Origin of the sequence: Salinicola sp. 4072 (assembly GCF_036663415.1) — a bacterium.
Lineage (GTDB): Bacteria > Pseudomonadota > Gammaproteobacteria > Pseudomonadales > Halomonadaceae > Salinicola > Salinicola salarius_A.
Genome location: NZ_JAXOVV010000004.1, coordinates 133491 through 159189, shown reverse-complemented (window position 1 = coordinate 159189; position 25699 = coordinate 133491). Strand labels below are relative to the sequence as shown.

Below are 25699 nucleotides of genomic sequence, written 5' to 3'. Positions count from 1 at the left end.
CATCCAGTTGTTGGCTCTGTGTGTCGAGGGTGACGGAGGGATAATCAAAATCGACCGACATGCTGGATGACTCCAAGACGTGCGAAATCACGCGCGAGCCTGCGGGCAGACAATAAAGGCCCATGCGCTGGTGGGTTAATGCCGCGTTACAATGGTGTACTAAAGTTTACTTAAATGTCGAGGGGTACAAGAATTAGAGACAGAAAAGCCGCCCGCAGGCGGCTTTTCTGTCGGCAGGCTTCGCCCTGTTTTCCAATAGGTTACGCTGAATACTCAGCCCAGATAGGCGTTGAGCATCCACACGGTCTTTTCCTGCTCGCGAATGTAATCGCTGGCCAGAGAGGCGGTGCCTTCATCGTCGGCATCGCTGGCCTGGGAGAGCAGCTCGCGCTGGAGCTCGATCAGAACCTGAAAGCCTTTCACCAGGCCCTGAACGCACTGCTTGCCGTCGGAAACCTGCTTGTCTTCCTGAATCTGGGAAATCTTGGCGTAGTCACTGTAGGCGTGCAGCGGCTGGTAACCCAGCGTCAGGATGCGCTCGGCCACTTCGTCGACCTTGGTCAGCAGGTCGGTGTAGATCTCTTCGAATTTGGCATGGAGCTCGAAGAACTGCTCACCCTTGACGTTCCAGTGATAGCCGCGAGTGTTCATGTAGAACACCTGATAGTTGGCCAGCAGGGCGTTGAGCTTTTCCGCAAGCTGGGACGCACTGGAAGCGTGTAGACCAATGGCATTGGTATCGGACATGAGATCTCTCCTTGAAGGTGCTGATAGTCAGTCTAGTCGGGCGCTGCATCGAGGCCCACTCAAGCGTCGGTATAGGACGGATAGTGTCGTTCTATCATGTTGTGACGTGCTGCGCTGTCTTGAAGATATCAGGGCAGCACGAGAGGAAAGCAAGGGTTTGGGGCGAGCGAAATGTCGCACCCCTAGCGAGGAGCGACCTGCCAGAGCCGGGCCAGTGTCCGCGCGCGGTCGCTCAGCAGTTCGCCGCAGCGTGATAGCGCCTCGTCCAAAGTGATCGGGCCGTCCGCCAGGGCGAACGCCGCCGTAATGCCGTGATCGAAGGCGGCCTGCCACTGGTCTCCCAGGCGCCCGACCAGCGCGACGGTGGGAACGCCGAAGCGTTCGGCACGGCGAGCGATGCCGATCGGTGTCTTGCCCGATAGGCTCTGGCCGTCTAGCTGGCCTTCGCCGGTGATCACCCAGTCGGCATCGGCGAGCAGCGTATCGAATTTCACCTGCTCCATGACCAGCTCGATGCCGGGACGCAGCGTGGCGCCGAGGAAGGCGCGCGCGGCGAAGCCCATGCCGCCGGCGGCACCGGCACCGGGCAGTTCGCGGAAATCCTCCCCCAGGGCGTGCGCCGCATGATCGGCGAAGTGGGAAAGCGCGCTGTCGAGCCGTTCGACGTCGGCGCTGGTAGCGCCTTTCTGCGGGCCGAAGATGGCACTGGCGCCCCGTGGGCCGAGCAGCGGATTGTCGACGTCGACGGCGGTCCTCACCTCCAGCGAGGCCAGGCGAGAATCGAGCCCGTCGAGGTCGAGCGTCGCCAGGTCGGCCAGCGCGGCGCCGCCCGGCGGAAGGGGCCGGCCTTCGCTGTCGAGCAGGCGGGCGCCGAGGGCCACCAGCATGCCGGCGCCGGCATCGTTGGTGGCACTGCCGCCCAGCGTCAGTACCAGCGAGCGGGCGCCGGCATCCAGCGCCGCCTCGATCAGTTGGCCGACACCGAAGGTGGTGCTGTGGAGCGCGGTGCGCTCCTCGCGTTCGAGCTGCTGCAGGCCGCTGGCTTCGGCCAGTTCGACGAACGCGGTGAGGGTGGCCTGGTGCCAGCCCCAGGCTGCCGTGGCCTCGCGCCCCAGCGCGTCCTGCACGTTCGCCGTGCGCCGCTCGGCACCGGTGGCCGCCAGCAGCGCATCCAGCGTGCCTTCACCGCCATCGCCCATCGGGCATTCATGCAAGGTGGCATCGGGCAGCTCCCGCTTCAGGCCGGCGGCAATGGCGGCGGCGGCGTCGCGGGCGGAGAGCGCATCCTTGAAGCTGTCGGGGGCGATGACGATGTTCATGGAATCCTCTATGACCATGGCAAATAAATAACATTCTTCGCCTATGACAGCGAGAAAGTCGTCCTTAAACGAGGATAGCCGAATCAAAGAATGAAACGCTCGGGTGAATCTCACAAAAAACTGCGCGACAGCAGTAGATCGGCATGAGGAGGTACCCATAAAGCGCAAGGACGTATTCGTCACAGCTGAGTCATCGCTAGCCGGTTGAGGCGTGAACGACTAGCGTTGGATGGGGCGGCTGCTGTTGGTCGTCAGTTGCCTTTTCATACCGTGCCCCGCTAAAGGAATAGCCGTGCCCCTCGACTTCCTCACCCTGTCTTTACCGCTGGCGATAGGGATCTTCATCGCCTGTGCATTGATCATCGGCACCGCCGGCACCTATCTGGCGGGCGTAGCCGACCGCCTGGCCGACCGCACCGGCCTTGGCGAAGCGATTGCCGGCGCGATCCTGCTGGGCGCGACGACGTCGCTGCCCGGTATCGTCGTGTCGGTCTCCTCTGCCTGGCAGGGCCAGCCGGAACTGGCGATGAGCAATGGGCTGGGCGGTATCGCGGTGCAGACGGCGTTTCTGGCCCTGGCCGACCTGACCTATCGCCGCGCCAATCTCGAACACGCCGCGCCCTCGATCGGCAACCTGATGCAGAGCGGCTTGCTGGTCTGTCTGCTGGCCCTGCTGTTAGTCGGCGTTTATACCCCTCCGGTGGCCTTCTTCGGTGTGCATCCAGTTACACCTTTGCTGTTCGCCGGTTATCTCTACGGACTGGCCAAGGTTCGTAGTGCCCAGCAACATCCGATGTGGTCACCGACGCAGACGAAGGAGACCTTTGCCGATGAGCCGCCAGCGTCTTCCTCGCAGGAGTCGCTATCCGGCTTGTGGCTGCGTTTCGTGCTGCTGGCGGCCGTGCTGGCCGTGACCGGTCTGGTGCTCGAGCGTGCGGCGACCGTGATTGGCGACGAGACGGGGCTTTCGGCCACAGCGGTCGGGGCGTTGCTGACCGCTGTGGTGACTTCGCTGCCCGAACTGGTGACCTCGATCGCGGCGGTGCGGCGTGGCGCGTTGACTCTGGCGGTTAGCGGCATCATCGGTGGCAATGCCTTCGATACGCTGTTTGTCGCGGCGTCGGATATCGCTTACCGCGACGGCTCGATCTACCACGTCGTTTCTAATCAAGTACTGCTATGGATCGCGATTACCATCGTGATGACCGGTGTGATGATGCTGGGCCTGATTCGCCGTGAGGAACAGAACTGGGGCGGGATCGGCTTCGAGAGCGCGATCATATTGATGCTTTATGCCCTGGGAGGTGTGCTGGTGATGATCTGAGCGTGGTAACGCCCATGGCTAACTGGCATGCTGAACACTGTTCGCAATCCCTGCGAGGTGGCTGTCATGAACGATCGATTTTGTCGCGCTGGGCGCTGGTCGAGTCTCTGCATCGGACTCGCCATGCTGACCGGTTGCCAGGCGCTATCGGCGCCGGAGCCAACGTCATCGATGGGTGGCAATGCGCTGCCGAGCGCCTGTCGCTGGCCTGCCACGGGGGATTCGCTCGAGCGCCTGCGGGCGACACGCGACGCCCTCGAAAGCCAGGGCTATGCCATTCTCGATACCGATGCCACGCTGGGTCTGGTCAGCGCCGAGCGCAAGACCGCACAGCCGGGCCTCGGCGCCGTGAACAGTCCGTTCGGCCGTACCGGCTTCTGGGGCGGTTTCGGCTTGGGAGGGAGGAATGGCTACTCGCTGGGTGTGTTCCAGAACTTCGGCGGAGGCTACAACACCGACCCGGTCCAGATCGAGCGCGTTTCGGTGGTGACACCGGAGCAGACGACCCTGGTCGACCGTGATTCGGTGATGGTCGATTACAACGGCTATCTGATCGATGCACGCAGCTACAACCAGCCCTCGTTCTGCCAGCAGTTGCGACAGGAGATCGATACCCGCCTGAACAGGACCGCTGGGGAGGCAACGCCATGAATCATCGCAAGATGCCCGCGCTTAGGCGGCGTACGGCATCCCATTCCCGACCTTGGCGAGTCGCCTGTCTGGGGCTGCTGATCGGCATGCTTTCGCTGGCTGGCTGTGCCGTCGCGCCGCAACCGCAGCCACGGAGTATCGCCGTCGAGGCGACGGCAGAAGCCACGCTCAAGGCAACGCTCGCGATGCTGGCCGAGCGCGGGTTCGTGATCCGTCACGCCGATGGCGACCTGGGCCAGATCGATGCCGTGCTGGCGTCTCGCTCCGGTTACGAGATCCACGCCCAGGTCTCCAGTGGCGGCGAACGTCCGCCGGGGCTGGTCATCCAGAACGGCGATACCTTCCTCACCCTGAGCGGCCGGCGCGGCGGCCAGCCACTGGATGCGCTGGAGCTCGATCCGCTGTTCATCGACGTTCAGAATCGGTTGGGATTGCTGCCTTGAAGAGAGTGTCGTCTCGTTGCCGCTATGGTTGGCTGGGCCTGGGGATCGCCCTGTGTCTGGGAGAGCCTTCGGCGGTGCTGGCCCACCCGCACGGCTGGGTCGACATGAGCGTCGAAGGGATCTTCGATGACGAGGGAAACCTGACCGCGCTGCGTCAGCGCTGGCGCATGGACCCGTTCTACAGTCAGGTGGTGATGGAAGAGATGGCGACCGCCGACGACGGCACCAGCATGGCCGAGCGTCTCGATGCGCTGGGCGTCGAGATCCGCGACAACCTCGCCACCCAGCACAACCTGACCACTATCATCCTCGACGGCGAACCCCTGGTGCAGGGAGACGTCAGCGACACCAATACCGACTATCGCGACGAGCGGTTGATCTACGACTTCGTGCTGCCGCTGGCGACGCCGCAACCGTTGGGCGGTCGTACCTTGCGCTATCGGATCTTCGATCCGACCTACTACATCGAGATGGTCCACGAGGCCAACGAGGATGGCTCCCGGCCGCTGCCCGGTGCCCTGACGCTGGAAAACGCCCCCGAGGGATGCGCCTCGGTCGTCGTCAAGGCAACGCCGGATCCGCAGAAAGTGATGGAAGCGGCGATGCTGGACAAGAGCGAGACCGGCGAGCCGAATCTCGGCCGCTTCTTTGCCGAGACCGGAGAGATCACGTGCTCCGGTTGAATGCGTTGCTGAAAGTGCTGATTCCGCTGGCACTGCTGGCCGCCATCGGCGTGGCGGGGTATTCGCTGGGCTGGTGGCAGCAGGCTGCGGTACGCATCGTGTACTGGCAGGGCGAGTTCTACCACGCCCTGGTCGAGGCGGTCACCGCGCTCAAGCGTGCGCCGAGCGCGGCGACCTGGGGCTTGTTGCTCGGCGTGAGCTTTGGCTACGGCGTCTTCCATGCGGCGGGGCCGGGCCATGGCAAGGTGGTGCTGAGCACGTATCTGGCTTCGCAGGGCGGTGCCTGGCGCCGTGCGCTGGGCCTTTCCGCGCTGGCGGCCTTGCTTCAGGGCGTAATGGCGATCGCCATCATCGGCGTGCTGGTCTTCGGTCTGGGCTGGCTGACCCGGCAGGCCATGGGCAGCATCGAGCAGGCCGAGCTGGTCAGCTTCGCCGTCGTCTCGCTGCTGGGTTTGTGGCTCTGCGTGCGCTCGCTGCGTCGTCTATGGCGTTCCCGTCACGTTGGTTCGCGCGCGCGGGAGGGCATTCATGGGCAGCACCATACGTATGGAGCGCACTGCGGCTGCGGACACGAGCATCATGTCGATCCACGCAAGGCGAGCGACTGGCGCGTGGCGCTGCTGACGGTGCTCTCGATCGGCATTCGCCCCTGTAGCGGCGCCGTCCTGCTGCTGGGCGCGGCCGCGCTGCTGGATCAGTTCGGCAAGGGCGTGGTGGCGGTATTGGCGATGTCGGCGGGAACGGCGCTGACCGTCTCGGTGCTGGCGCTGCTCAGCGTCGTGGCGCGGGATTGGGTCAAGCGTCATCTCAAGCCGGCGGCTGGTGGCGGTCAGTGGCAGGCCTGGATCGGCCTGGCGGGCGGGGCGCTGATACTCGTGCTGGGGCTATCGCTGACGCTGGCGCAGTGGCAGCGAGGGCCGGCCGCCGCGCCGCCCATGCTGGGCGCACCTACGGCACAGCAGTCCGAACCTGCCCCGGGGCCATTCGGATCGGGGCGCGGCTGATTCTGGATCGTCTCGAGCCGAAGCGTGAAACTCATGGTCGGTTCGTCGGTTCGTCGGTTCGTCGGTTCGTCGGTTCGTCGGTTCGTCGGTTCGCCAAGTCGTCAGCTGGAGAGACCGGCTTCGCTCGCCAGTCGAACGATTTCGTCGCGGCGCCGTTCGAGCGCGTCGTCGGCATAGGTCTCGGCCTCTCCCTGACCCCAGACCGGGCCCGGCCAGGCGGCATCGCCCTGAAAACGTACGATCACATGCAGATGGAGCTGCGGCACCAGATTGCCCAGCGTGGCAACGTTCAGCTTGTCGCCGCGATAGTGGTGCATCATCGCCTGGCCCAGTCGAGTGGCTTCCTGCCACAGACGCGCCTGATCGTCGGGGGACAGATCGTAGATCTCGACGACACCGTCGCGCTGCGGGACCAGAATGACCCAGGGGTAGCGCGCATCCCGGCTCAGGCGGACCTGGCACAACCTCAGGTCGATGACGTGGACACTATCCTGCTGCAGGCGTGCGTCGAGCGTGAAAAGGGACATGGCGGCTCCGGCTGGAAGGCGACGAAGAACAAGATCGAAAGAGAGGACTCGAGGCGCCACTTTACGTCGCTGCCATGAAGGCGTCGAGTTGCGCGGCGACCGCGGGAACGGTGGTAAGATTTCGGCGTTGCCGCCGTGATAGAAGTAAGCGCTATCGAAAGGCGGCCCTGTGACGAGGATAGGACGATGAAAGCTGGATGGGGATGGCTGGCCATTGGCTGCCTGTTACTGACACTGAGTGCCTGCAATACGATGCATGGGCTGGGCCAGGATATCGAACGCGGCGGCGAGAAGATCCAGAACGCTTCCCGCTAGACCCGTTGCCGTCTCGGCGCGCCCCGCGTTGCCGTGCATGAAACGGCGATAGGCCGGCAGTTTGGATGCGAAATCCGACAGTTAGACAAGTCGTGTTGCGCGTTTTTCACGACTTTCTGCTACCTTGATGACAGGCCGATAACAAAACGGCCCGGATGAGCCAAGAATTCATCCGTCTAAAACGTTAAGGAGGACGACACCATGAAACGCCTGATTGCTTTCTCTCTGTTCGCACTGTTCAGCGCCGGTATCCTGGCGGGATGCAACACCGTCGATGGCGCTGGCAAGGACGTCGAAGCCGGTGGCGAAGCCGTGCAGGACGCTGCCAGCTGAGTTCGAACGCCCGGTCCCGAGGATCGGGCGTTTTGCCGTTCCGCCTTGCCGGAATATCTCGCCTGATGAATATTTGGCCTGACCTCGTCCAATTCATTCCCCGCCTCGCGCACCGCCCCGTGACCCCATGATTCCGTGATAAAGTGGAGCCGTGCTTCCTCCCTGACACTCGTCGATGGAACGGAGTCATGCATGACATCGTCTTCCCGCACCCAAACGCCTCTGCCTGATCCCGATTCCTTGGCGATCTTCGATGACGCCAGCGCCTGCTTCCTCGATACGCTTCCCGGGCCGCAGGAGTCGCCCGTCTCCATCGTGTTCAACGACACCGCCTACGCTACCGTGCTGGCGACGCCGGACCAGCTCGAAGCGCTGGCGGTCGGGTTCGCGTTCAGCGAGGGCGTGATCGATCGCTACGCCGATGTCGGCGCTATCGAGATCGAGACCAGCCGCCACGGCTTCCGGGTTCGCTTGCGGGTTGCCGACCGGATCGCCCGGCGCGCCGGCAGCCAGGCGAGGGCGACGCTGTCGACCAGCGGCTGCGGCGCCTGCGGCGTGCAGGAGGAATCGCAGCTGCTCTTTGGCTTGACCCGGCTGCCCGGCACGGCGTTGCCGGAAGTCGATACCCTCGCATCGGGTCTCGAATCCCTGCGCACCGAATCCGCTCCCGGCATGCACCTGGCCCTGGGGCTTTCCGAGGCGGGCACGGTCGCCACGGTCGGCCGCGATATCGGTCGGCATAACGCCCTGGACAAGGTGATCGGCGCCAGCCTGATCGCCGGCACCCTGCTGGCGCTGGTGATGACCTCCAGCCGCTGCAGCCTGGAGCTGGTCCAGAAAAGCGTCAGGGCGAAGATCCCTGCCTTGGCGACGCTCTCCTATCCCTCCCGTCTCGCGGTCGAAGTCGCGCGCAGCTGCAACCTGACGCTGATCAACTGCCATCGTGGCAAACGGCTCGAACTGTTGAGTCGTGGCGACGGCTGAGCCACGGGTTCGGCGGAATCGATGACGGTCGATGAACATCGATGAGCATGCGAACGGTTCTGCTGCGTGCTATGCTGTGCCCCCCTGACACGACGTTGCCCTCATCGTCTTCTCGACACTCGATAGCTTCCGAAGCACGAGTGTCGTCGGCGCTCCGCTGGAGGTCGCCCTATCGCCTGTCGGCCGGCATCGTCGATCCGGTCAGCGTCGAAAGCCAGCATCGTTCGAGACGAGATCAGCAAGCATTGCCGCCAGCCGAAGACGCGCTCGGCCAACTCCGAACACGCCTGCTCCTGACGTTTTCCTGATCGAACTCGTTACCATCGACGACCGGATCCATTTGCGCTCGCGCCCCGAGCCTGCAAGCATTCGTGATCGTCGTCCGATCGTTTCCCGGGAGGAGAAACATGTCCCAGCCCCGCCAAGAATCCAGCCAGAACGCGTCCGGCGCCGATGTCATCCAGCCGGATGCGAAGATCTTCGACTATCACAACCCGGCGGGCGGCTGGGGCGCGCTGAAGTCGGTCGGCAAGCATCTGTTGCACAGCCGCTCACCGGCGCTCAATGCGCGTTCGCTGTTCAAGCTCAACCAGCCGGACGGCTTCGACTGCCCGGGATGCGCCTGGGGCGATCCGGAGCACGGCTCCTCGTTCGAGTTCTGCGAAAACGGCGTCAAGGCGGTGACCTGGGAAGCGACGGCCAAGCGTGTGACTCGCGAGTTCTTCGCCAGACACAGCGTCAGCGAACTGAAGACCTGGGACGACTATCGGCTCGAGGATCAGGGGCGGCTGGTGGAGCCGATGCGCTACAACGCCGAGACCGACCACTACGAGCCGATCGCCTGGGACGACGCGCTCGAGCTGATCGCCACCGAGCTCAAGGCGCTGCCCACGCCGGACGACGCCATCTTCTACACCTCCGGCAAGGCGGGCAACGAGTCCGCCTACGTGTTCCAGCTGCTGGCACGCCTCTACGGCACCAACAACCTGCCGGACTGCTCCAACATGTGCCACGAAGCCAGTGGCGTGGCGCTCAATGCGGCGCTGGGCACCGGCAAGGGCAGCGCGCGGCTCGAGGACTTCGAAAAGGCCGAGGCGATCTTCGTATTCGGCCAGAACCCGGGCACCAACCATCCGCGCATGCTCGGCGTCCTGCGCGAGGCCGCCGAACGGGGCGCGACCATCGTTACCTTCAACACCTTGAAGGAGCGGGGGCTCGAGAAGTTCGCCGATCCGCAGAAGCCGTTCGAGATGCTGCACAACGGCAGCCATCGCATCAGCAGCCACTACTTCCGGCCCAAGCTGGGTGGCGACATGGCCGTGGTGCGCGGCATGGCCAAGGCGCTGTTCGCTCGCCATGCCGCCGGGGAGGACGTGCTCGATCACGACTTCCTGGCAGCCCATACCGCTCATTTCGAGGCCTATCGTGCCTGCGTCGAAGCGACCGAATGGACCGCGCTGGAGGCCCAGTCCGGCCTGACCCGCGAAGAGATGGCGCAGGCCGCCGAGCTCTACGCGCGCTCCAACGCCACCATCGCCTGCTGGGCGATGGGCATCACCCAGCATGTCCATTCCGTGCCGACGGTACGCGAGATCGTCAACCTGCTGATGCTGCGCGGCAACCTGGGCAAGCCGGGCGCCGGTACTTCGCCGGTTCGCGGGCATTCCAACGTCCAGGGCGACCGCACCATGGGCATCTACGAGCAACCCTCGGAGGCATTGCTTGACGCGCTGGAGGCGAAGTACGGCCGACCGATGCCGCGGGAGCACGGGGTCGATTCCGTGGCGGCGGTCGAGGCGATGCGCGACCGACCCGGCAAGGTGTTCATCGGTCTGGCCGGCAACTTCACCCGCGCGATTTCCGACAGTGTCGTCACCGAGAAGGCGATGGCCAACTGCCGGCTGACCGCGTTCATCAGCACCAAGCTCAACCGCAGCCACCTGGTCACCGGCGAGCAGGCGCTGATTCTGCCCTGCATCGGCCGCAGCGAGATCGACCGCAGCATGGATCGCAACGGAGTGGCGGGCAAGCCGCAGCTGATCACGGTGGAAGACTCGATGAGCATGGTTCACGGCTCCGCCGGTATCAACAAACCGGCGGACAAGGCGCTGCGTTCCGAGATCGCTATCCTCACCGGGATCGCGGAGCGCTTGTTTGACGAGAAAAGTCCCGCTCAGGAGAGCGCGGGTAGCGAGGCCGTCGACTGGGCGGCGATGCGTGAGGATTACGATGTCATCCGCGAGCATATCGCCGCGGTCATCCCCGGTTTCGAGGACTTCAACTCCCGCGTTCGCGCGCCGCGCGGGTTCTGGCTCGCCAATCCGGTGGCCCGACTCGAATTCGGCACCGCGACCGGCAAGGCCGAGTTTTCCGATGACGCGTTGCCGACGGTGGTGATGCACCAGCGTCTCGCCTCGCGCGAGGGTTGGCTCACGCTGCAGACGATGCGCTCCCACGATCAGTACAACACCACCGTCTACGGCTACGACGACCGCTATCGCGGCATCGAGGGCGGCCGCCGGGTGATCTTCCTCAACCGGGAAGACATCGCGCGTCTGGGCTTCGAGGCAGGGCAGTGGGTCGACCTGATCGGTGAATCGGACGATGGCGTGACCCGCCGCGTCGATGGCTTCAAGATCGTCGCCTATGACACGCCGCAGGGCTGCGCCGCTGCCTACTATCCGGAGACCAATCCGCTGATCCCGCTCGATCACAAGGGCGATTTCAGCCACACGCCGGCCTCCAAGTCGATCGCCGTCAAGCTCGAGGCGAGCACGCGGCTTGCCTGAGCTCCCTGATCCGGTCGACCTGCAGCGCCAGTGGCAGGCGTTGCAGGTCGAACATCCCCAGCTCGATCCGCTGGCGGCACTGGTGCTGGTGGCGCTTCGTCGATCCGATGCGTCGCGTGAAAGCGGTGTCTCCTCGGCACTGCTGTCGCGCCGTCTGGGCATCGAGCACGCCCTGATCCGACGTGCTGCGGCCGAGCTCGAAAGCGGCGGCTGGATTTTGACTCGGCCGGCTGGCGGGGCCAGCCCCGCGCTGCGGTTGATTTTATTGCCCGTTTGCTGACTCAATGCCGGTATCGACGATTGCCGATCATCGTAGAACACGATCACCAGAGAACACGATCGTCGGAGAAGAGGGAGCGTTACATGCCAGACAATCATCTGCAGGGACGGGTCGCGGTCGTGACCGGCGGCGGGGTGGGTATCGGCTACGCCATCGCCAAAGCACTGGCGGCCGCCGGGGCGCGCGTGGTGGTGACCTATCGCTCTCACGAGCCCGATGCACAAGCGCTGGCAGCGCTGACGTCCAGCAGCGGTGAAAGGGCGTTGGCCCGGTCGCTGGACGTCACCGATGAATCTGCCGTCGAGGCCTTCGCGGCGTGGCTGCGCGAAGAGGTCGGCGGTATCGATATTCTGGTCAACAACGCCGGTGGTCTGATTCAGCGCTCCACCATCGAGGAGATGCCGTTCTCGCTGTGGCGCCAGGTGCAGGCGCTCAACGTGGATTCGGTCTTTCTGGTCACCCACCATCTGCTGCCGCTGTTTCGCGAAGGGGGACGTATCGTCACGGTGTCGTCGCTGGCGGGACGCAACGGCGGTCATCCCGGCGCCACCGCCTACGCCACCGCCAAGGCAGCGCTGTTCGGCTTCACCCGCGGGCTGGCCAAGGAAGTGGCGAATCGGGGGATCACGGTCAATGCGCTGGCGCCGGGTTTCATCGAGGCGACGCCGTTCCATGCGACCTTCACTACCGACGAATCCAAGCGGGCCACCATCGAGACGATCCCCGCCGGACGCGCCGGGCTGCCCGAGGATGTCGCCTCGGCGGCAGTCTGGCTGGCGAGCGACGGCGCCGCGTTCGTCTCCGGCACCATCGTCGACGTCAACGGCGCCCAGTACTTTGGCTAAGGGCTTTGGTTAAGGGCTTTGGTTAAGGGCTTTGGTTAAGGGCTTTGGATAAGCTCAACTGCCGAACGAGTACCGCCGCTCCAGTCGCTCGAACAGCAGATCGGTGACGATCGCCAGCAGGCCGACCAGCAGCGCGCCTTGGATCACGTAGGCCAGGTTGTTGCCGACCAGGCCGGCGATCAGCGGCGTGCCGAGGCTCTTGGCGCCGACGGTGGAGCCGATGGTGGCGGTGCCGATGTTGACGATCACCGAAATGCGAATGCCGGCGATGATCACCGGCATCGCCAAGGGCAGCTCCACGCGGCGCAGAATCTGCCAGCGGTTCATGCCGTTGCCGCGGGCGGCTTCGAGCGTGGTCTGGGGCACCGTGCCGAGACCGGCGATGGTGTTCTGGATCACCGGCAGCAGGCCGTAGAGCGAGAGCGCGATGATGGTCGGAGCGAAGCCGAAGCCGGCCAGCGGCACGGCAATGGCGAGGACCGCGGCGGGCGGGAAGGTCTGGCCGATCGCGGCCAGTGACGACACCATCGGCTCGAACTCGCGCCCGACCGGGCGGGTCACGAACAGGCCCGCGGCGACGCCGATCGTCACCGAGATCAGCGACGACATCAGCACCAGCCCGATGTGCGCAAGCATCAGGTTGAGGAAGCTGTCCCGGGCGTAGAGCGGGTTGCCTAGGTCCGGGAACAGCGCCCGGAACAGCGGCTCCAGCTGGCCCATGCCCAGCGTCAGGCCGATCAGCAACACGATCAGTACGCCCAGGACCCCGTTCCCGGCGGAGGCAGCGCGTAGCCGCCGTGCCCCGTGGATCGCGCCGTTCATGAAACCCGGCCCTCCGCTTCCGTCTGAATCCCCATGACGCCCTGCATGCCGATCTCGCCGATCAGCTTGCCCGCGTCGTCGACCACCGGCAGTACCATCACGCGATACCACACCATGCGGGAAAGCGCTTCCTTCATGCTCATCTCGGGCGTGGCGGTCCACTCGGCCTTGACCGGCGTGACGCCATGGTCGTCGTCCAGCCGCGCGCCTTCGAGGGCAACCGGCCGGCCGGCGTCATCGAGCTGCCAGCAGTGATCGAGACCGGGAAGGGTGGCGTGGTGTTCGAGACTCGGTGCCCGTTGATATTGATGCACCCAGCGCCTCGAGAGCAGCTTGAGGCCGAGATCCGCCTGGCCGATGAATTCGCGCACGAAGTCGTCCGCAGGCTTCACCATCATCTCGATCGGCCGGTCGTACTGTACCAGCCGGCCGCCGTTGAGCAGCGCGATGCGGGTCGCGAGCTGCAATGCCTCGTCCATGTCGTGCGTGACGAAGACGATGGTCTTGCCGGTCTGCTGGTGGACGCGCTTGAGCTCCGCCTGGAGCACCTCGCGGGTGAGCGGGTCGACCGCGCCGAAGGGCTCGTCCATCAGCAGCACTTCCGGGTCGGCGGCCAGCGCCCGGGCCACGCCGACACGCTGTGCCTGCCCGCCGGAGAGCTGGTGCGGATACTTGTGGCGAAATTCGGCGGGATTGAGATGGAACATCGCCATCAGCTCGTCGACCCGATCGTCGATACGCGACTTAGGCCATTTCAGCAGCTGCGGCACGGTGGCGATGTTCTGGGCCACGCTCCAGTGCGGGAAGAGCCCGGTCGACTGAATCGCGTAGCCGATTCGCCGTCTGAGCTGTTCGGCCGGCAGATCGGTGACGTCGTCGCCATTGAGAATGATGCGGCCGCCGCTCAGGGGGACCAGGCGATTGATCATCTTCAGCGTGGTCGACTTGCCACAGCCGGAAGGCCCGATCAGCACGCCGAACTCGCCAGTCTCCAACGTCAGCGAGACGTCATCGACGACGTTGGTGCCGGCGTAGGTCTTGGTCAATCCTTGCAATTCAATCATCAGTCATCAATCTTCCTTCAGGAATCGCTGAATAAATCGGCGAGCAGGATGAAGCGCAAGGCGCACGGAGCGCAGGACCCGGAGCATATGGGTATATGTGAGGACTCCGAGCACCGCGCAACGCAGCGATTCGCCTGCGCAGCCATTTAGGCAGTGTTTTCCTGGCGGGTGCCGGGCGGCCGGCTCAGACCGACCAGAATCTGCAGCACGAAGTCGGCGATCACCGCCAGGACGATGGTCGGGATGGCGCCCAGCAGCACCAGGTCGATGGCGTACTGACCCAGCCCCTGGAAGATGAAGGCGCCGAAGCCGCCGGCGCCGATCAGCGCGGCGACCACCACCAGGCCGATCGCCTGGACGGTGACGATGCGCAGCCCCGAGAGGATCACGGGCAGTGCCAGCGGAATCTCTACCTGCCACAGTATCTGGCGTGGCGTCATGCCCATGCCGCGAGCCGCTTCCAGCGCACCGCTGGAGACGCCGGCAAGGCCGGAGTAGGTATTGCGCACGATCGGCAGCAGCGAGTAGAGCACCAGCGCGATGATCGCCGGCGCCACGCCGATGCCGCTGACGCCGAGATCGCCCAGCCACGGTACGGCGCGGCCGAGCGCCGAGAGCGGCGCGATGAGCAGCCCGAACACGGCAATCGATGGCAGCGTCTGGAAGACGTTGAGCACGCTGAACAGGCCGTTGCGCAGGCGGGCGCGACGATTCGCCAGCAGCCCCAGCGGCAGGCCGACCAGCAGGGCGGGCAGCAGGGCGCCGCCCACCAGCAGCAGGTGGCGAATGAGCTGGTCGACGAAGTTTTCCTCCTGATTGGCGAACTCGCGCATGATCGACAGCGGTGCGAGCAGCTCGCCGGAGAAGCAGACGCCGATCACGGCCAGGGCCAGCGCGCCGTACAGCGCACGCTGGGCCAGGCCGAGACGCAGCCGCTGCAGGGCGTCGATGGCGATCAGGGCAGAGACGAGAAGCAGGATCCAGAAGGTGGCGCCCTGGGAAACGCGAGCCGCCGGCGAGGCGTCGACCAGCGCGCGATGGGCGTAATCCCCGAGGCCGTAAAAATCGAGCGCCAGCAGCGGCAGCGTGGCGGCCAGCGCGAGCCATGGCGAGGCGCGTGGCCCCACTGGCTTCGCCAGCGCCGCGATCAGCAGGGCCATTCCGATCAGCGCAAGGGCCGCGAGCTGCCAGCTTGCCAGCGCCTGCCAGAGCATCACCGACTGCCCCGAGGCCAACCGGTTGGGCGAGAGACCGGCGAAGGGCAGCAGCCCGACGCTGGCGGCCGCGGCGACGAGCAGCGTCATCAGCACCCGGTTGCCGACCCATCGTTGGCTTGCGGGTGATGCCATGACCGAGTTCAGTCCAGCAGACCTTGTTCGGTGAGATAGTCGTGGGCGACCTGATCCGCCGGCAGGCCGTCGACCTGGATCTTGCCGTTCAGCGTCTGCAGCGTTTCACGGTTGAGCGATTCGAACACCGGCTTCAGCAACTCCTCGATCTGCGGGTAGGACTCGAGCACCGACTGGCGCACTACCGGGGCCGGTTCGTAGACCATCTGCACGCCCTGGGGATCGTCCATCACCTTGAGGCCGGCGGCGGCGATGGCGCCATCCGTGCCGTAAACCATGGCCGCATTGGTGCCGCTGGTGCCCTCGGCCGCGGCGCGGATGGTCGCGGCAGTGTTGCCGCCGGAGAGCACCAGCAACTGGTCTTCGCTGAGCGTGAAGTCATAGGCACGCTGGAAGCTCGGCAGCGCCGCATCGCTCTCGACGAATTCCGCCGAGGCGGCCAGCTTGATCTCGCCGCCGTCGCTGACCCACTGGCCGAAGTCGGCCATGGAGGAAAGGTCGTTTACATCGGCCAGATCCTGGCGCACGGCGATCGCCCAGGTGTTGTTGGCGGGTGCTGGGGTCAGCCACGCCAGCTGGTGCGTTTCGCTGTCGGCGGCCTTGATCTTCTCGTAGCCTGCCTGTTCGTCCTTCCACGCCGGGTCGTCGGTAGTATCGGTGAAGAACGCGCCGTTGCCGGTGTATTCGGGATAGAGATCGATATCGCCGGCCACCAGCGCCTGGCGCACGATGTTGGTCGGGCCGAGCTGCAGGCGGCTCTCCACCGGCAGGTCGGCGTTTTCCAGCACGTCGACGATCATGTTGCCGAGCAGCGAGCCTTCGGTATCGATCTTGGAGGCGACGCGAATCGGCTGCTGGTCGTCCTGCGCCATGGCCTGGCTCATGCCAAGGCTGACGGTCATCGCCGCGGCGGCAACGGAAGTGAGTAGACGGGGGAGCGAGTGGAGCATGGCGGCGTTCCTTTGCGATCGATGAGCGCAAGGCTCGTTTGTCGAGCTTGCAGACTCGATTGTTGTGGGCGTCCGTCCGGGACGGCTGTTGTCGAGGGCCGGATGACGAACCTCGCCTGGGTAGAGGATGAGTCTAGCGGTACTGCGCCCGGCCGACCAGCCGATGCCGAGCCTGGCGCTAGCTGCTAGGATGGATTCATCCGAGGTTCATTCGATCAGGAATGGGTCATCAAGACGATGAGGAGTAGGACATGAAGTTTCCTGGAGCGGCATTGATCGTGAGCGGCTTTCTACTGGCGGGTTGCAGCACCGCGCCCAAGCCCGACGAGGCGCCCCGGCCGCCGGACGTGAAGCCGGTTCCCGAAGATGCCTGCGGCGCCCAGACCGTCGGCAGCCTGGTCGGGGAGACCCTGACGGATGAGCTGCAGGCGCGTATCGCGGATCGTTCGCGTGCCGCCGAGATCCGGATCATGGAGCCTGGCAAGGCTTACACGATGGATCATCGTTCGGAACGGCTCAACATCAAGGTCGACGACCAGCGCATGATCACGGATATCACCTGCGGCTGACTGCAGGCAAGCGCATGCTTCGAGGGCCGGCCGATGACCGGCCCTCGCCGTTTCAGGAATCTGCCAGCCAGTGGCGCTCCGGCAGATCGGGCAGCCTCTCGAAGACGTTGCCGCAGCATTCAGCGAGGAGATCCCATGCTACGTACCGAGCTCATCACCGAAGGCACGCTGACCTGTTTTCCCGCCGGGCTGGCGCATGAAAGCGGCTCGCTGGTCAACGTCGAAGTCTCGGCCGTGGTCTTCGACGGCGAACGTTTGATTCTGGCCAGCGACAAGCCGATTCCCGGCGACGACCGGTCGGCCGTGTTTGCCTTCGATCTGGTCGACGGCCTGCCGGATCCGGACAGCCTGCAGTACCTGACTGCGGATGCCATCCGGCACGCGGTCAAGTACGAGGACTTCGCCCTTACCGTCGATGGCCGCTACATCCTGGCGACGACCGGCTTCGACCGTATCGATGACGAAAGTCACGCGCTCAATGCCTACAATCATCTGCTGGTCTGGCCGGTGGGTCAGCCGGAGCGCGTCCAGGTCGTGGATCCGGACCCGCGCGACGGCGTCGGAGGCTCGCTGGAGCTTCGGCGCAAGCTCGACGAGGCGATCGGCCTGCCGTACTACAAGATCGAAGGGCTGGCCGCTGTCCCGGCGCTCGCCGACCTTGGCGAAAAGTCCGACGGTCTGCTGCTGTTCGGCGTGCGCGAACAAGGCCAGGCCTACGACGACTTCGAGTACGTGGCGCGGGTGGTGGGCGTTCACTACCGCATGACGGCCGACGGCAATCTCGAGTTCGTCGACAAGCTCTGCGAGCGCTATCGCTTCGAGCCTTCGGAGTACGCTGGCGTTCGTCATGTCTGCGGGCTCTCGAGTCTCGAGTACGACCCCTACAACGATCGCCTCTACCTAATGGCGAGTTTCGAGATCGAGGACGAGGCGGGCGAGCAGACCGGCGGCTATCTGTGGTCAATGCCGCTGGCCGACCTGACCCGCGGCGCCAGCCCGTCGATCGTCGAGGACGCCCATGGCGATGTGCTGGAGTTTGAGCACAAGGCGGAGGGGCTGGCGGTACTCGATACCGAGCGGCTGTTCGTGGCCTACGACAACGACCGCGACATGACCCTGGGGCGGATAGACGAACGCGACGAACGGGAAGCGTGCGAGGCGCCCTATACCGTGCTGCGGATCATCGAGTGAAGACGAAGGCTCCTATGGTCTGACGCCTGCTCGACTAGGTCAGGCGCCGGGCTCGCGGCTCGGACGAGCGTCGTGCTGCGTCTGAGGTTCGCTGAGCTCGCTTTTCCAGCGCTTCACGGCGACCTGTTCCTTGAGCAGTTCCAGCATGTCGATCAGCACCTGCTGCGTGACCTTGTCGGCCCTGTCATCGACCTGGAGCCAGGCATCGACACCGCTGCCGACCAGGTCGGTCATCAGCGAGTGGAAGTGGGGCGAACGCAGGCCGTCGATGGCCTCGTGGACTACGCGACTGGCGATGTCGCTCAGGCTGCGCTCGATACCCTCGGCGACGGCGTCGCCCATGGGAAGGCTGCGCAGGCGACGTAGCTCGTCGTTCTCCGCCATCGTCCTGCTCACCAGCGCGGCGACGTAGCGGTGAACCTGCCGATGATTCTCCGCATATCCCTTGTTGATCGTTCGCTCCAGGCGCGCGGCGATCTCGTCGACCAGCGCGGCCTTGCGCGGCTGGATCACCTCGGTCGAGATGCGCTGGGTCAAGCGCTCGCTGTCGCGGATTTCGTCCTGTATGTCACCGAGCAGGTTGATGGCGACGCGATCGGAGATCTCTTCCATCAGCACGCCGTAGTAGGTGCGGTAGAAGCGATAGAGGCGCCAGCGGGTGATGTCGATCACGCCCAGGCGCTGCAGACGTATCAACAGCGAGATGACACGCAGCACGCGCAGCAGCCGGAAGCCGGCCAGCGGAATGCAGCCGAGCACGTCATACCAGTGCACGAAGGGATAGAAGAACCACCGGGCATAGCGCCGCTGGGCGATGGCGATCGCCCAGCCCAGCAGCACGTCGAGCATGAAGATGGCGACGAAACAGAGATCGATCTCGAAGAAATTGGCCCGGATGGTCGAGGCATAGGCGTCGTGCAGGCCCGGCGCCACAGCAGCGAAAGCGGCATTGAGCGGCGGAATCAGGAACAGACTGTCGAACAGCAGCAGCGCCAGGTTGATCGTTACCAGGATGACGATGGCGAAATCCCAGATCAGCAGCATCCGCTCGCTGAGCAGGCTAAGCCGCCGTGTGGCGCGGGGTTGGCGGAAGCGGGTCTCAGGCATCGAACGTCCTTGTTCGCAGGGACTGTGGTCGTGGTGCGTTGATGGTGCGATTGAAGCGCCATTCAGGCGTCGTCAGATGTCGTCAGACGTCGCCAGGCAAGGACGGCGCCGGTCTAGCCGTCGAGCCGATCGGTCGGGTACGCCTTGAGGTGTTCGGCCATGGCGTTACGCTCCTCTTCCGCTTCCTGCTTGCGCAGTTTCTTGCGTAACGCGGCCTTCTCGAAGCGTAGCTTCTGCAGCGGTGTCTTCAATTCCAGTGCCGGCACGGGAACCGGCTTGCCACTGCTGTCGACGGCGACCATGGTCAGGTAGCAGCTGTTGGTGTGCCGGATCACCCGCTCCTGGATCGACTCCGCCAGTACCTTGATACCGACTTCCATCGACGAGCGGCCGACATGATTGATCATCGCCAGAAAGGTGACTAGCTCGCCGACGTGGATCGGCTGCTTGAACAGCACCTGATCGACGGAAAGCGTCACCACGTAGCTGCCGGCATAGCGGCTGGCACAAGCGTAGGCGACTTCATCGAGTTTCTTGAGAATCGCCCCGCCATGCACCTTGCCACTGAAGTTGGCCATGTCGGGGGGCATGAGTACGGTCATCGACAGCTCGTGCTGACGAGGCAGGTCATCGGGCGTCACGGTATCCTCGGAATCCAGTGCAGATAAATCCAGTACAGGAATGATTGTGCGCCAGATGTAACACGTTTCACCGCGACTGCCCATCAATCGGCTCGATAGTTGAACCTCCGACCAGATCCATGCAGACCGCTTTCGGCGGAACCTAGAACAGGGTCAGCCCGAGCCCGATCACCACTCCTGTGACCACCAGCTGAATCAGGCAGAATCCCATGATGTCCTTGGCGTTGAGCCCGGCGATAGCAAGCACCGGCAGCGCCCAGAACGGCTGCAGCAGATTGGTCCATGCATCGCCCCAGGCGACGCCCATCGCCACGCGCGAGACATCGGCACCCAGCGCTTCGGCGGCAGGCAGCATGACCGGCGCTTGCACCGCCCACTGGCCGCCGCCGGAAGGAACGAACAGGTTGACGATGCCGGCGCTGATGAACGACCAGAACGGCAGCGTGTCGGCATTGGCAATGGCGGCGAACAGTTCGGAAAGCGACTGTGCCAGGCCGGACTGCATCATGATCCCCATGATGCCGGCATAGAACGGGAACTGGATCACGATGCCGGCGCCGCCCTTGATCGCCTCGTTGAGACTCGCGAGCAGGCTGCGCGGCGTGCGATGAAGGACGATGGCGAGCGACAGGAACAGGAAGTTGACGCTGTTGAGGTTGAGTCCGCCGCCGGCGAAGAAGAAGTAGTGAACCAGATAGAGCAGGCCCGGAATGCCCACCAGCATCGATAGCAGAGTGCTGTTTTCCAGCCGGTCCGCCGGGCGCTCGATGGCGTTGCGGTCGGGGCTTTCCGGCTCCGCGAGCTGCTCGCGGCTGACGAAGACGCTCTCGTCCTCCGACGGCATCATCCAGCGATTGATCAGCGGCATGATCACGAACAGCGCGACGACGATGATCAGGTTGTAGCCGGCGAAGATCGTCTGCGAGGTGGGAATGATGCCGATCTGGTCTTCGCTGAAATGGCCCGGTGTGGCGATGGTGAGCGGGATCGAGCCGGCCAGGCCGCCATGCCAGACGACGAAGCCGGAGTAGGCGCTGGCGATCAGCAGGCGGTAGTCGACCCGGATCTGACGCGCCAGCGCCTTGGCGAACAGCGCGCCGATCACCAGGCCGAAGCCCCAGTTGATCCAGCTCGCGGCGAGGGAAACCAGCGTCACGAGGATGATTGCGCTGGCAGGCGTGCGGGCGGTAGCAGCGAGCCTGTCCAGCAGGCGCTTGATCGGAGGCGAATTGGCGAGCATGAAGCCGGTGACCAATACCAGCAGCATCTGCATCGAGAACGACAGCAGCCCCCAGAAACCGTCGCCCCAGTACTGCATCACCGCCAGCGGCGAGCGCTGCTCGAACAGCATCGCCGCCAGCGCGGCGACGATCGTCAGCAGCAGTACGAAAATGTAGGGGTCGGGCAGGTAGCGCTCGACCAGCTTGACCGCCGGGCGTGAGAGACGCTGCAACATGACATGGCCACTCGTTGGAGACAAGGTAGCGCGAGCCTAACGCATCCTTCGATTCTCCATCAGTCAACCTTGGTCTAGCGTCTTGATTCCGGAGCGATTTCGGCGCTTTGGCACCAGCGAGTCCGGCGGTAGCGGAGGTAGCAGGCACCCAGAGAGGCCGAGCGCACCAGGGTGAAGAACAGAAACGCGAACCACAGGCCGTGATTGCCGTAGCCTTGTGTCAGCCACCACGCCGGCAGGTAGACGGCGATCGCCAGCCAGATGGTATCGCGCATGGCGCGTGTCTCGGTGGCTCCGATGAAGACGCCGTCGAGCAGGTAGCTCCACACCGCCAGTGCCGGCATGGCGATCATCCAGGGCAGATAGTCGGCGGCCGTGGCGCGCACTGCCGGCAGGTCGGTCAGCAGCGATATCAGGCCGTCGCCGGCAATCGCGAACAGCAGCATCGACGCGCCCGCCACCAGCAGCGACAGCCTGCCGGCGGCCCGCACGGCGTCGCCGAAGTCGTTCCAGTCCCGCCGGCCCACGGAGCGCCCGATCAGCGCTTCGGCCGCGTTGGCGAAACCGTCCAGCGCGAACGAGGTGAGCATGATGAACTGCAGCAGCACGGCGTTGGCGGCGAGCACGGTATCGCCGAAATTGGCGGCCTGGGCGGTGAAGAACGCCTGGGCGAACAGCAGCCCCAGCGTGCGCACGAACAGGTGCTGGTTGACGCGGATCAACGCCGAGTAGTGCTGCCAAACCCATAACGCCTGGCGCGACAGCGACCCGCCCAGTTGACGGCAATGGACGGCAACCCGCCACAGGCCGAAGGCCAGCGCGCTGTAGTCGGCAATCAGCGAGGCCCAGGCCACGCCGTCGCTGGCCAGCCCGAAGCCGACCACGAACAGCAGGTCCAGGAGGATGTTCACGCCATTGGTGAGCAGCAGAATCGCCAGGGTGATTCGGGTTTTCTGCTGGCCGATGAACCAGCCCAGGATGGCGTAGTTGGCGAGTACCGCTGGCGCGGAAAAGATCCGGATATGGGCATAGCTGGCGGCCAGCGACATCGCCGCTTCGCTGCCGTCGAGCAGCCACAGGCCGAAATCGATCAGCGGTTTCGACAGCACGATCAAGGCCAGTCCGATCACGGCCGCCATCACCAGCGACTGGGCCAGCAGCAGCCTTACGCCGCTGTCGTCCTCGCGCCCGACGGCCTGGGAGGTCAGGCCAGTGGTGCCCATGCGCAGAAAGCCGAAGCCCCAGTAGAGAAAACTGAACAGCGTCGCGCCCAGCGTCACCGCGGCGAGATAGCGTGAATCCGGCAGATGGCCGACGACGGCGGTGTCCACCAGGCCCAGCAGCGGTACGGTGATGTTGGAGAGGATGATCGGCCAGGCCAGCTTCCAGACGTGACGGGTCGTGTAGCGGCGGGAGGGGTCGTGACCCGGCTTGCTCGGGGAAGTGTCGGTGCGGCCCACTGGGTGTCTTGTCTCCGTTGGTCGTGTTCGGGCCTTGGCCTTCAGCGGCACAAACGAAAGCGCCGCCGGAAGCGGCGGCGATTCGGTGACGTGGCATGCGCGCGGCTGTCAGGCCGCGGTGATGATCCGGTACTTCTCCATCAGTTCATCCTTGGTTTCTTCACGCTCGGGGTCGAGCGGAATGCAGTCCACCGGACAGACCTGCTGGCACTGGGGCTCGTCGAAGTGACCGACACACTCGGTGCAGCGGCCCGGATCGATGACGTAGATCTCCTCGCCGGGCGAGATCGCATCGTTGGGGCATTCCGGCTCGCAGACATCGCAGTTGATGCATTCATCGGTAATCATCAGGGCCATATCTATGTCCTCATGACGGGTTGTCGCCGTCTGCCGCGAATCGCCGCCGCAGGGCTTCGGCCACGCACGGCGATACATGTTGGGAAACGTCCCCGCCGAGGCGCGCGATCTCGCGCACGATCGTCGAGGAGATATAGGAGTTCTCGATCTCGGGCGTCAGGAACAGTGTCTCGACGTCCGGCGCCTGGGCGCGGTTCATGTTGGCCAGCTGCATCTCGTACTCGAAGTCCGACACCGCCCGCAGCCCCCGCAGGATGATGCGTGCCTGCTGCTGTGCCAGCAGTTCGGTGAGCAGACCGTTGAAGCCGATCACCTCGACGTTGGGCCATTCGGCGACCACCTCTCGAGCCAGCGCCTCGCGCTCCTCGAGCGAGAGTGTCGGCTGCTTGCGCGGGCTCTCCGCGACCGCGATCACGACCTTGTCGAAGATTCGCGCAGCCCGGTGGATCAGATCGCGATGACCGTTGGTGATCGGATCGAACGTGCCGGGATAGACGACGGTGTTCTGCATTCAGGAGACTCCGCGGTGACCGGGAACGGGGCCGGCGGACGGTGCGGTGCTCGCACGTGCTGCCGTACCCGGACCCGAGACGTTCAAACTCAATCCAGTGTACCGAAAGGATTGTCGACCTTCAGTGACACCGGATTGGCGTAACCGGGGATGCGGATCGAGTCGCGACCGACTTCCAGCTCCGGCCCTTCCAGCACGCCTTCACCGAAGCGATAGATGACATCGAATCGCCCGGCATCGGCAGCGGCTTCGTACTGCGCGGCGGCGGCGAGGGTCTGCTCGCGACGATGCCGCCAGTCGTCGACCGCGCGCTGGCCGTGGCGCTGGGCCAGCAGGCGTTCGGTTACCTGTGGCGACAGCAAAAGGCCGGTGGCGTTGTTGCCGCCGAAGCCCTTGGCGTTGATGAAGCTGCAGTCGGTCTCGAACTCGATCGGCGCCTGGAAGAAGCGCAGCCGCTCGGCGTGGACATCGTCGGCGACCGCGTCGAGCGTCGGAATGCCCGGCACCCAGCCGTGGGCGAAGGTGCCCAGTGCGCTGGCGATCTGATCCCCGGCGGCGCTGCCCTGGGAGTGGCCGATGAACGCCTTGATCGCGGCGACCGGCCAGTTCTCGATGCCGTTGGCACGCGCCACCTGATCGAAGATATGCGACTCGGTGGTACGGTTCTTCGGCGTGCTGGTGCCGTGGGCATGCAGATAGCTGCGCTGGCGCACGCTCCGTTCGCCGAGGATCGAGGTGGCCAGCGAGACGGATTTGCCCAGGGTGAGATAGTTGCCGATGCCGGGGGCCGAGATCGAGCGTTTCCAGCCATCCGCGTTGACGTTCACTTCGGGCACGGAACCCAGAATCTGCGCGCCGGTCTCGAGTACCAGCGAGTCGTCCATCAGCAGCACGAACTGCGACGCTTCGGCGATGGTGAAGCCGCAGTTGCGGGCGAACGGACGGCAGGCGCGCTGGTAGTCCTCGTCGGTCAGCAGCTCGAGGGCGTCGAGCGCCATCAGGCTCTGGTCGTCGGCCAGCGCACTCATGGCGCGGAACCCTTCGATGATCTCCGGCGTCACCGGCGCATCGCTAGTGCCGACCATAACGATTCGGCGGCGCCCGTGACGGATATCGTCGATGCCCAGGCGCAGGTTGTAGAGGAACGTGGCGCAGGCGCCTTGAATCGCGCCCGTTCCCCCGACGCTCCCCAGCACGTAGGCGTTGAGAAAGTCCGCCGACATCTGGCCGTAGCCCAGCGGCATCTGCTTGGAGGTGGTGCGGCTGCCGGTGACGAAGCTCTTGAGCATGCCGCCCCAGCCGGCGTCGTCCAGCTGGCCGATCGAGTTGCCGGCATAGACGGCGATGGCATCCGGATCCACCCGGTCGCGCAGCGACTCCCAGTCGAGCCCGCTCTGGCCGAGGCAGTCGCTGACACCGAAGATCGCCATCGACAGCCCGCGCGGATGATGCACGCTGCGATAGAAGCTGTCGGGCGCGAAGCCTTCCGGCAGGCGGCCGGCCGCGCGTACCAGCGCCTGGCGCCGTTCGGGCAGCAGGGCATCGAGCGTACCGGCGGGAACGCTGACCTCGACCGTCTGTTTGTCGAGTTCGCGCACTTCCCAGCCCGCGGGCAGCGGTTGCGGCAACTGGCGTCGCGACGCGGTGAAGCGCAAGGGGCTGTCGAGCGTCATTCGCACTTCACGATTGCCGGGAATGCCGGCCTCCCCGAAGGCGTCATCCTCGATGCGACGGATCAGCGTGTGCTTGAGGATGTGCTCGCGATAGCGGCTGACGACTGCCTGTTCGCTCAGGATATCGCCGTCGGCGCTTTGCCACTGGCCGTCCTCCCGGGAGGTGACCAGTTGCATCAGGGTTGCCAGTGCGACAAGCGTACGAGTCTGTTCGGCCGTTGGCAGAACGTCGAGAATCGTGCGGCGGTAGGCCTGGTGCCCGGAAGTTCTACCCGCGGCGTTGACGCCGCCCATACCGACGATTA

The 25699-nt window shown here is 64.8% G+C and carries 27 protein-coding genes; 13 read left to right on the top strand and 14 right to left on the bottom strand.

What is annotated here, in order from left to right:
* Positions 1-273 precede the first annotated feature (273 nt).
* Positions 274-747, bottom strand: coding sequence for a Dps family protein (locus tag R3F72_RS05365; RefSeq protein ID WP_087719139.1), 474 nt, complete (start codon positions 745-747; stop codon positions 274-276).
* A gap of 182 nt (positions 748-929) precedes the next feature.
* The gene (locus tag R3F72_RS05360; protein ID WP_332779095.1) at positions 930-2066 is read right to left on the bottom strand and encodes a glycerate kinase; all 1137 of its coding nucleotides are present in this window, start codon (positions 2064-2066) and stop codon (positions 930-932) included.
* Between the two features lie 292 nt (positions 2067-2358).
* On the opposite strand from R3F72_RS05360, the gene R3F72_RS05355 reads away from it, so the two are divergent.
* The 5 genes from R3F72_RS05355 (at position 2359) to R3F72_RS05335 (ending at position 6171) form a co-directional block, all read left to right on the top strand.
* On the top strand, positions 2359-3390 hold the full coding sequence (locus R3F72_RS05355; protein ID WP_332779094.1) for a sodium:calcium antiporter: 1032 nt from the start codon (positions 2359-2361) through the stop codon (positions 3388-3390).
* 66 nt (positions 3391-3456) lie between these two features.
* Positions 3457-4041 carry a hypothetical protein gene (locus R3F72_RS05350; protein WP_332779093.1) on the top strand — a complete coding sequence of 195 codons (585 nt, stop codon included), beginning with the start codon at positions 3457-3459 and terminating at the stop codon, positions 4039-4041.
* Positions 4038-4484 carry a hypothetical protein gene (locus tag R3F72_RS05345; RefSeq protein WP_332779092.1) on the top strand — a complete coding sequence of 149 codons (447 nt, stop codon included), beginning with the start codon at positions 4038-4040 and terminating at the stop codon, positions 4482-4484. Before R3F72_RS05350 ends, R3F72_RS05345 begins: the two co-directional genes overlap by 4 nt.
* Before the next feature lie 5 nt (positions 4485-4489).
* Positions 4490-5167 (top strand): DUF1007 family protein, encoded by a 678-nt coding sequence (locus R3F72_RS05340; RefSeq protein ID WP_332779116.1) that lies wholly within the window; start codon positions 4490-4492, stop codon positions 5165-5167.
* Positions 5155-6171, top strand: coding sequence for a nickel/cobalt transporter (locus R3F72_RS05335; RefSeq protein ID WP_332779091.1), 1017 nt, complete (start codon positions 5155-5157; stop codon positions 6169-6171). Before R3F72_RS05340 ends, R3F72_RS05335 begins: the two co-directional genes overlap by 13 nt.
* Before the next feature lie 101 nt (positions 6172-6272).
* Here R3F72_RS05335 and R3F72_RS05330 read toward each other — a convergent pair whose 3' ends face one another.
* The gene (locus tag R3F72_RS05330) at positions 6273-6698 is read right to left on the bottom strand and encodes an HIT domain-containing protein (RefSeq protein ID WP_303854107.1); all 426 of its coding nucleotides are present in this window, start codon (positions 6696-6698) and stop codon (positions 6273-6275) included.
* A gap of 186 nt (positions 6699-6884) precedes the next feature.
* Here R3F72_RS05330 and R3F72_RS05325 point away from each other — a divergent pair, with 186 nt between their 5' ends.
* The 6 genes from R3F72_RS05325 to R3F72_RS05300 all read left to right on the top strand — a co-directional run bounded on the left by R3F72_RS05325 (position 6885) and on the right by R3F72_RS05300 (position 12244).
* Positions 6885-7013, top strand: a complete 129-nt coding sequence (locus R3F72_RS05325; protein ID WP_083387449.1) for an entericidin A/B family lipoprotein — start codon at positions 6885-6887, stop codon at positions 7011-7013.
* A 201-nt stretch (positions 7014-7214) separates the two neighbouring features.
* On the top strand, positions 7215-7346 hold the full coding sequence (locus tag R3F72_RS05320) for an entericidin A/B family lipoprotein (RefSeq protein ID WP_071232719.1): 132 nt from the start codon (positions 7215-7217) through the stop codon (positions 7344-7346).
* Positions 7347-7538: 192 nt separating this feature from the next.
* Positions 7539-8330 carry a formate dehydrogenase accessory sulfurtransferase FdhD gene (locus R3F72_RS05315; protein WP_332779090.1) on the top strand — a complete coding sequence of 264 codons (792 nt, stop codon included), beginning with the start codon at positions 7539-7541 and terminating at the stop codon, positions 8328-8330.
* A gap of 407 nt (positions 8331-8737) precedes the next feature.
* Entirely contained in the window at positions 8738-11119 is a 2382-nt protein-coding gene (locus tag R3F72_RS05310) for an FdhF/YdeP family oxidoreductase (RefSeq protein WP_332779089.1), read from the top strand.
* Positions 11112-11399 carry a MarR family transcriptional regulator gene (locus R3F72_RS05305; RefSeq protein WP_332779088.1) on the top strand — a complete coding sequence of 96 codons (288 nt, stop codon included), beginning with the start codon at positions 11112-11114 and terminating at the stop codon, positions 11397-11399. The genes R3F72_RS05310 and R3F72_RS05305 overlap by 8 nt, the downstream gene beginning before the upstream one ends.
* A gap of 83 nt (positions 11400-11482) precedes the next feature.
* Positions 11483-12244, top strand: coding sequence for an SDR family NAD(P)-dependent oxidoreductase (locus R3F72_RS05300; protein WP_332779087.1), 762 nt, complete (start codon positions 11483-11485; stop codon positions 12242-12244).
* 54 nt (positions 12245-12298) lie between these two features.
* On the opposite strand, the gene R3F72_RS05295 is transcribed toward R3F72_RS05300, so the two are convergent.
* The 4 genes from R3F72_RS05295 to osmF form a co-directional block, all read right to left on the bottom strand.
* A complete protein-coding gene (locus tag R3F72_RS05295; protein ID WP_332779086.1) occupies positions 12299-13066 on the bottom strand; it encodes an ABC transporter permease in 768 nt (255 codons plus the stop codon).
* Positions 13063-14130, bottom strand: a complete 1068-nt coding sequence (locus R3F72_RS05290; protein ID WP_332779085.1) for an ABC transporter ATP-binding protein — start codon at positions 14128-14130, stop codon at positions 13063-13065. Before R3F72_RS05290 ends, R3F72_RS05295 begins: the two co-directional genes overlap by 4 nt.
* Before the next feature lie 146 nt (positions 14131-14276).
* Complete coding sequence (locus R3F72_RS05285) at positions 14277-15479, bottom strand: ABC transporter permease (RefSeq protein WP_303854120.1); 1203 nt, start codon at positions 15477-15479, stop codon at positions 14277-14279.
* 8 nt (positions 15480-15487) lie between these two features.
* Positions 15488-16429, bottom strand: a complete 942-nt coding sequence (gene osmF, locus R3F72_RS05280; protein WP_303854122.1) for a glycine betaine ABC transporter substrate-binding protein OsmF — start codon at positions 16427-16429, stop codon at positions 15488-15490.
* Between the two features lie 251 nt (positions 16430-16680).
* On the opposite strand from osmF, the gene R3F72_RS05275 reads away from it, so the two are divergent.
* Together R3F72_RS05275 and R3F72_RS05270 are read left to right on the top strand one after the other, a co-directional pair.
* On the top strand, positions 16681-16998 hold the full coding sequence (locus tag R3F72_RS05275; RefSeq protein ID WP_087719126.1) for an I78 family peptidase inhibitor: 318 nt from the start codon (positions 16681-16683) through the stop codon (positions 16996-16998).
* A 135-nt stretch (positions 16999-17133) separates the two neighbouring features.
* On the top strand, positions 17134-18189 hold the full coding sequence (locus tag R3F72_RS05270; RefSeq protein WP_332779084.1) for a hypothetical protein: 1056 nt from the start codon (positions 17134-17136) through the stop codon (positions 18187-18189).
* A 39-nt stretch (positions 18190-18228) separates the two neighbouring features.
* Here the strand turns inward: R3F72_RS05270 and R3F72_RS05265 are convergent, their stop codons facing one another.
* The 7 genes from R3F72_RS05265 to R3F72_RS05235 form a co-directional block, all read right to left on the bottom strand.
* Entirely contained in the window at positions 18229-19296 is a 1068-nt protein-coding gene (locus R3F72_RS05265; RefSeq protein WP_303854128.1) for an ion transporter, read from the bottom strand.
* Positions 19297-19409: 113 nt separating this feature from the next.
* Positions 19410-19898: an acyl-CoA thioesterase gene (locus R3F72_RS05260; protein ID WP_332779083.1), complete on the bottom strand. Its 489-nt coding sequence runs from the start codon at positions 19896-19898 to the stop codon at positions 19410-19412.
* A gap of 181 nt (positions 19899-20079) precedes the next feature.
* Positions 20080-21393: a short-chain fatty acid transporter gene (locus tag R3F72_RS05255; protein ID WP_332779082.1), complete on the bottom strand. Its 1314-nt coding sequence runs from the start codon at positions 21391-21393 to the stop codon at positions 20080-20082.
* Positions 21394-21467: 74 nt separating this feature from the next.
* Positions 21468-22775: an MATE family efflux transporter gene (locus tag R3F72_RS05250; protein ID WP_332779115.1), complete on the bottom strand. Its 1308-nt coding sequence runs from the start codon at positions 22773-22775 to the stop codon at positions 21468-21470.
* A 186-nt stretch (positions 22776-22961) separates the two neighbouring features.
* Positions 22962-23210: a YfhL family 4Fe-4S dicluster ferredoxin gene (locus R3F72_RS05245; protein ID WP_303854132.1), complete on the bottom strand. Its 249-nt coding sequence runs from the start codon at positions 23208-23210 to the stop codon at positions 22962-22964.
* 10 nt (positions 23211-23220) lie between these two features.
* On the bottom strand, positions 23221-23721 hold the full coding sequence (gene coaD / locus R3F72_RS05240; RefSeq protein WP_087719118.1) for a pantetheine-phosphate adenylyltransferase: 501 nt from the start codon (positions 23719-23721) through the stop codon (positions 23221-23223).
* An 89-nt stretch (positions 23722-23810) separates the two neighbouring features.
* Positions 23811-25688 carry a beta-ketoacyl synthase gene (locus tag R3F72_RS05235; RefSeq protein WP_087719117.1) on the bottom strand — a complete coding sequence of 626 codons (1878 nt, stop codon included), beginning with the start codon at positions 25686-25688 and terminating at the stop codon, positions 23811-23813.
* Between the last annotated feature and the right edge of the window lie 11 nt (positions 25689-25699).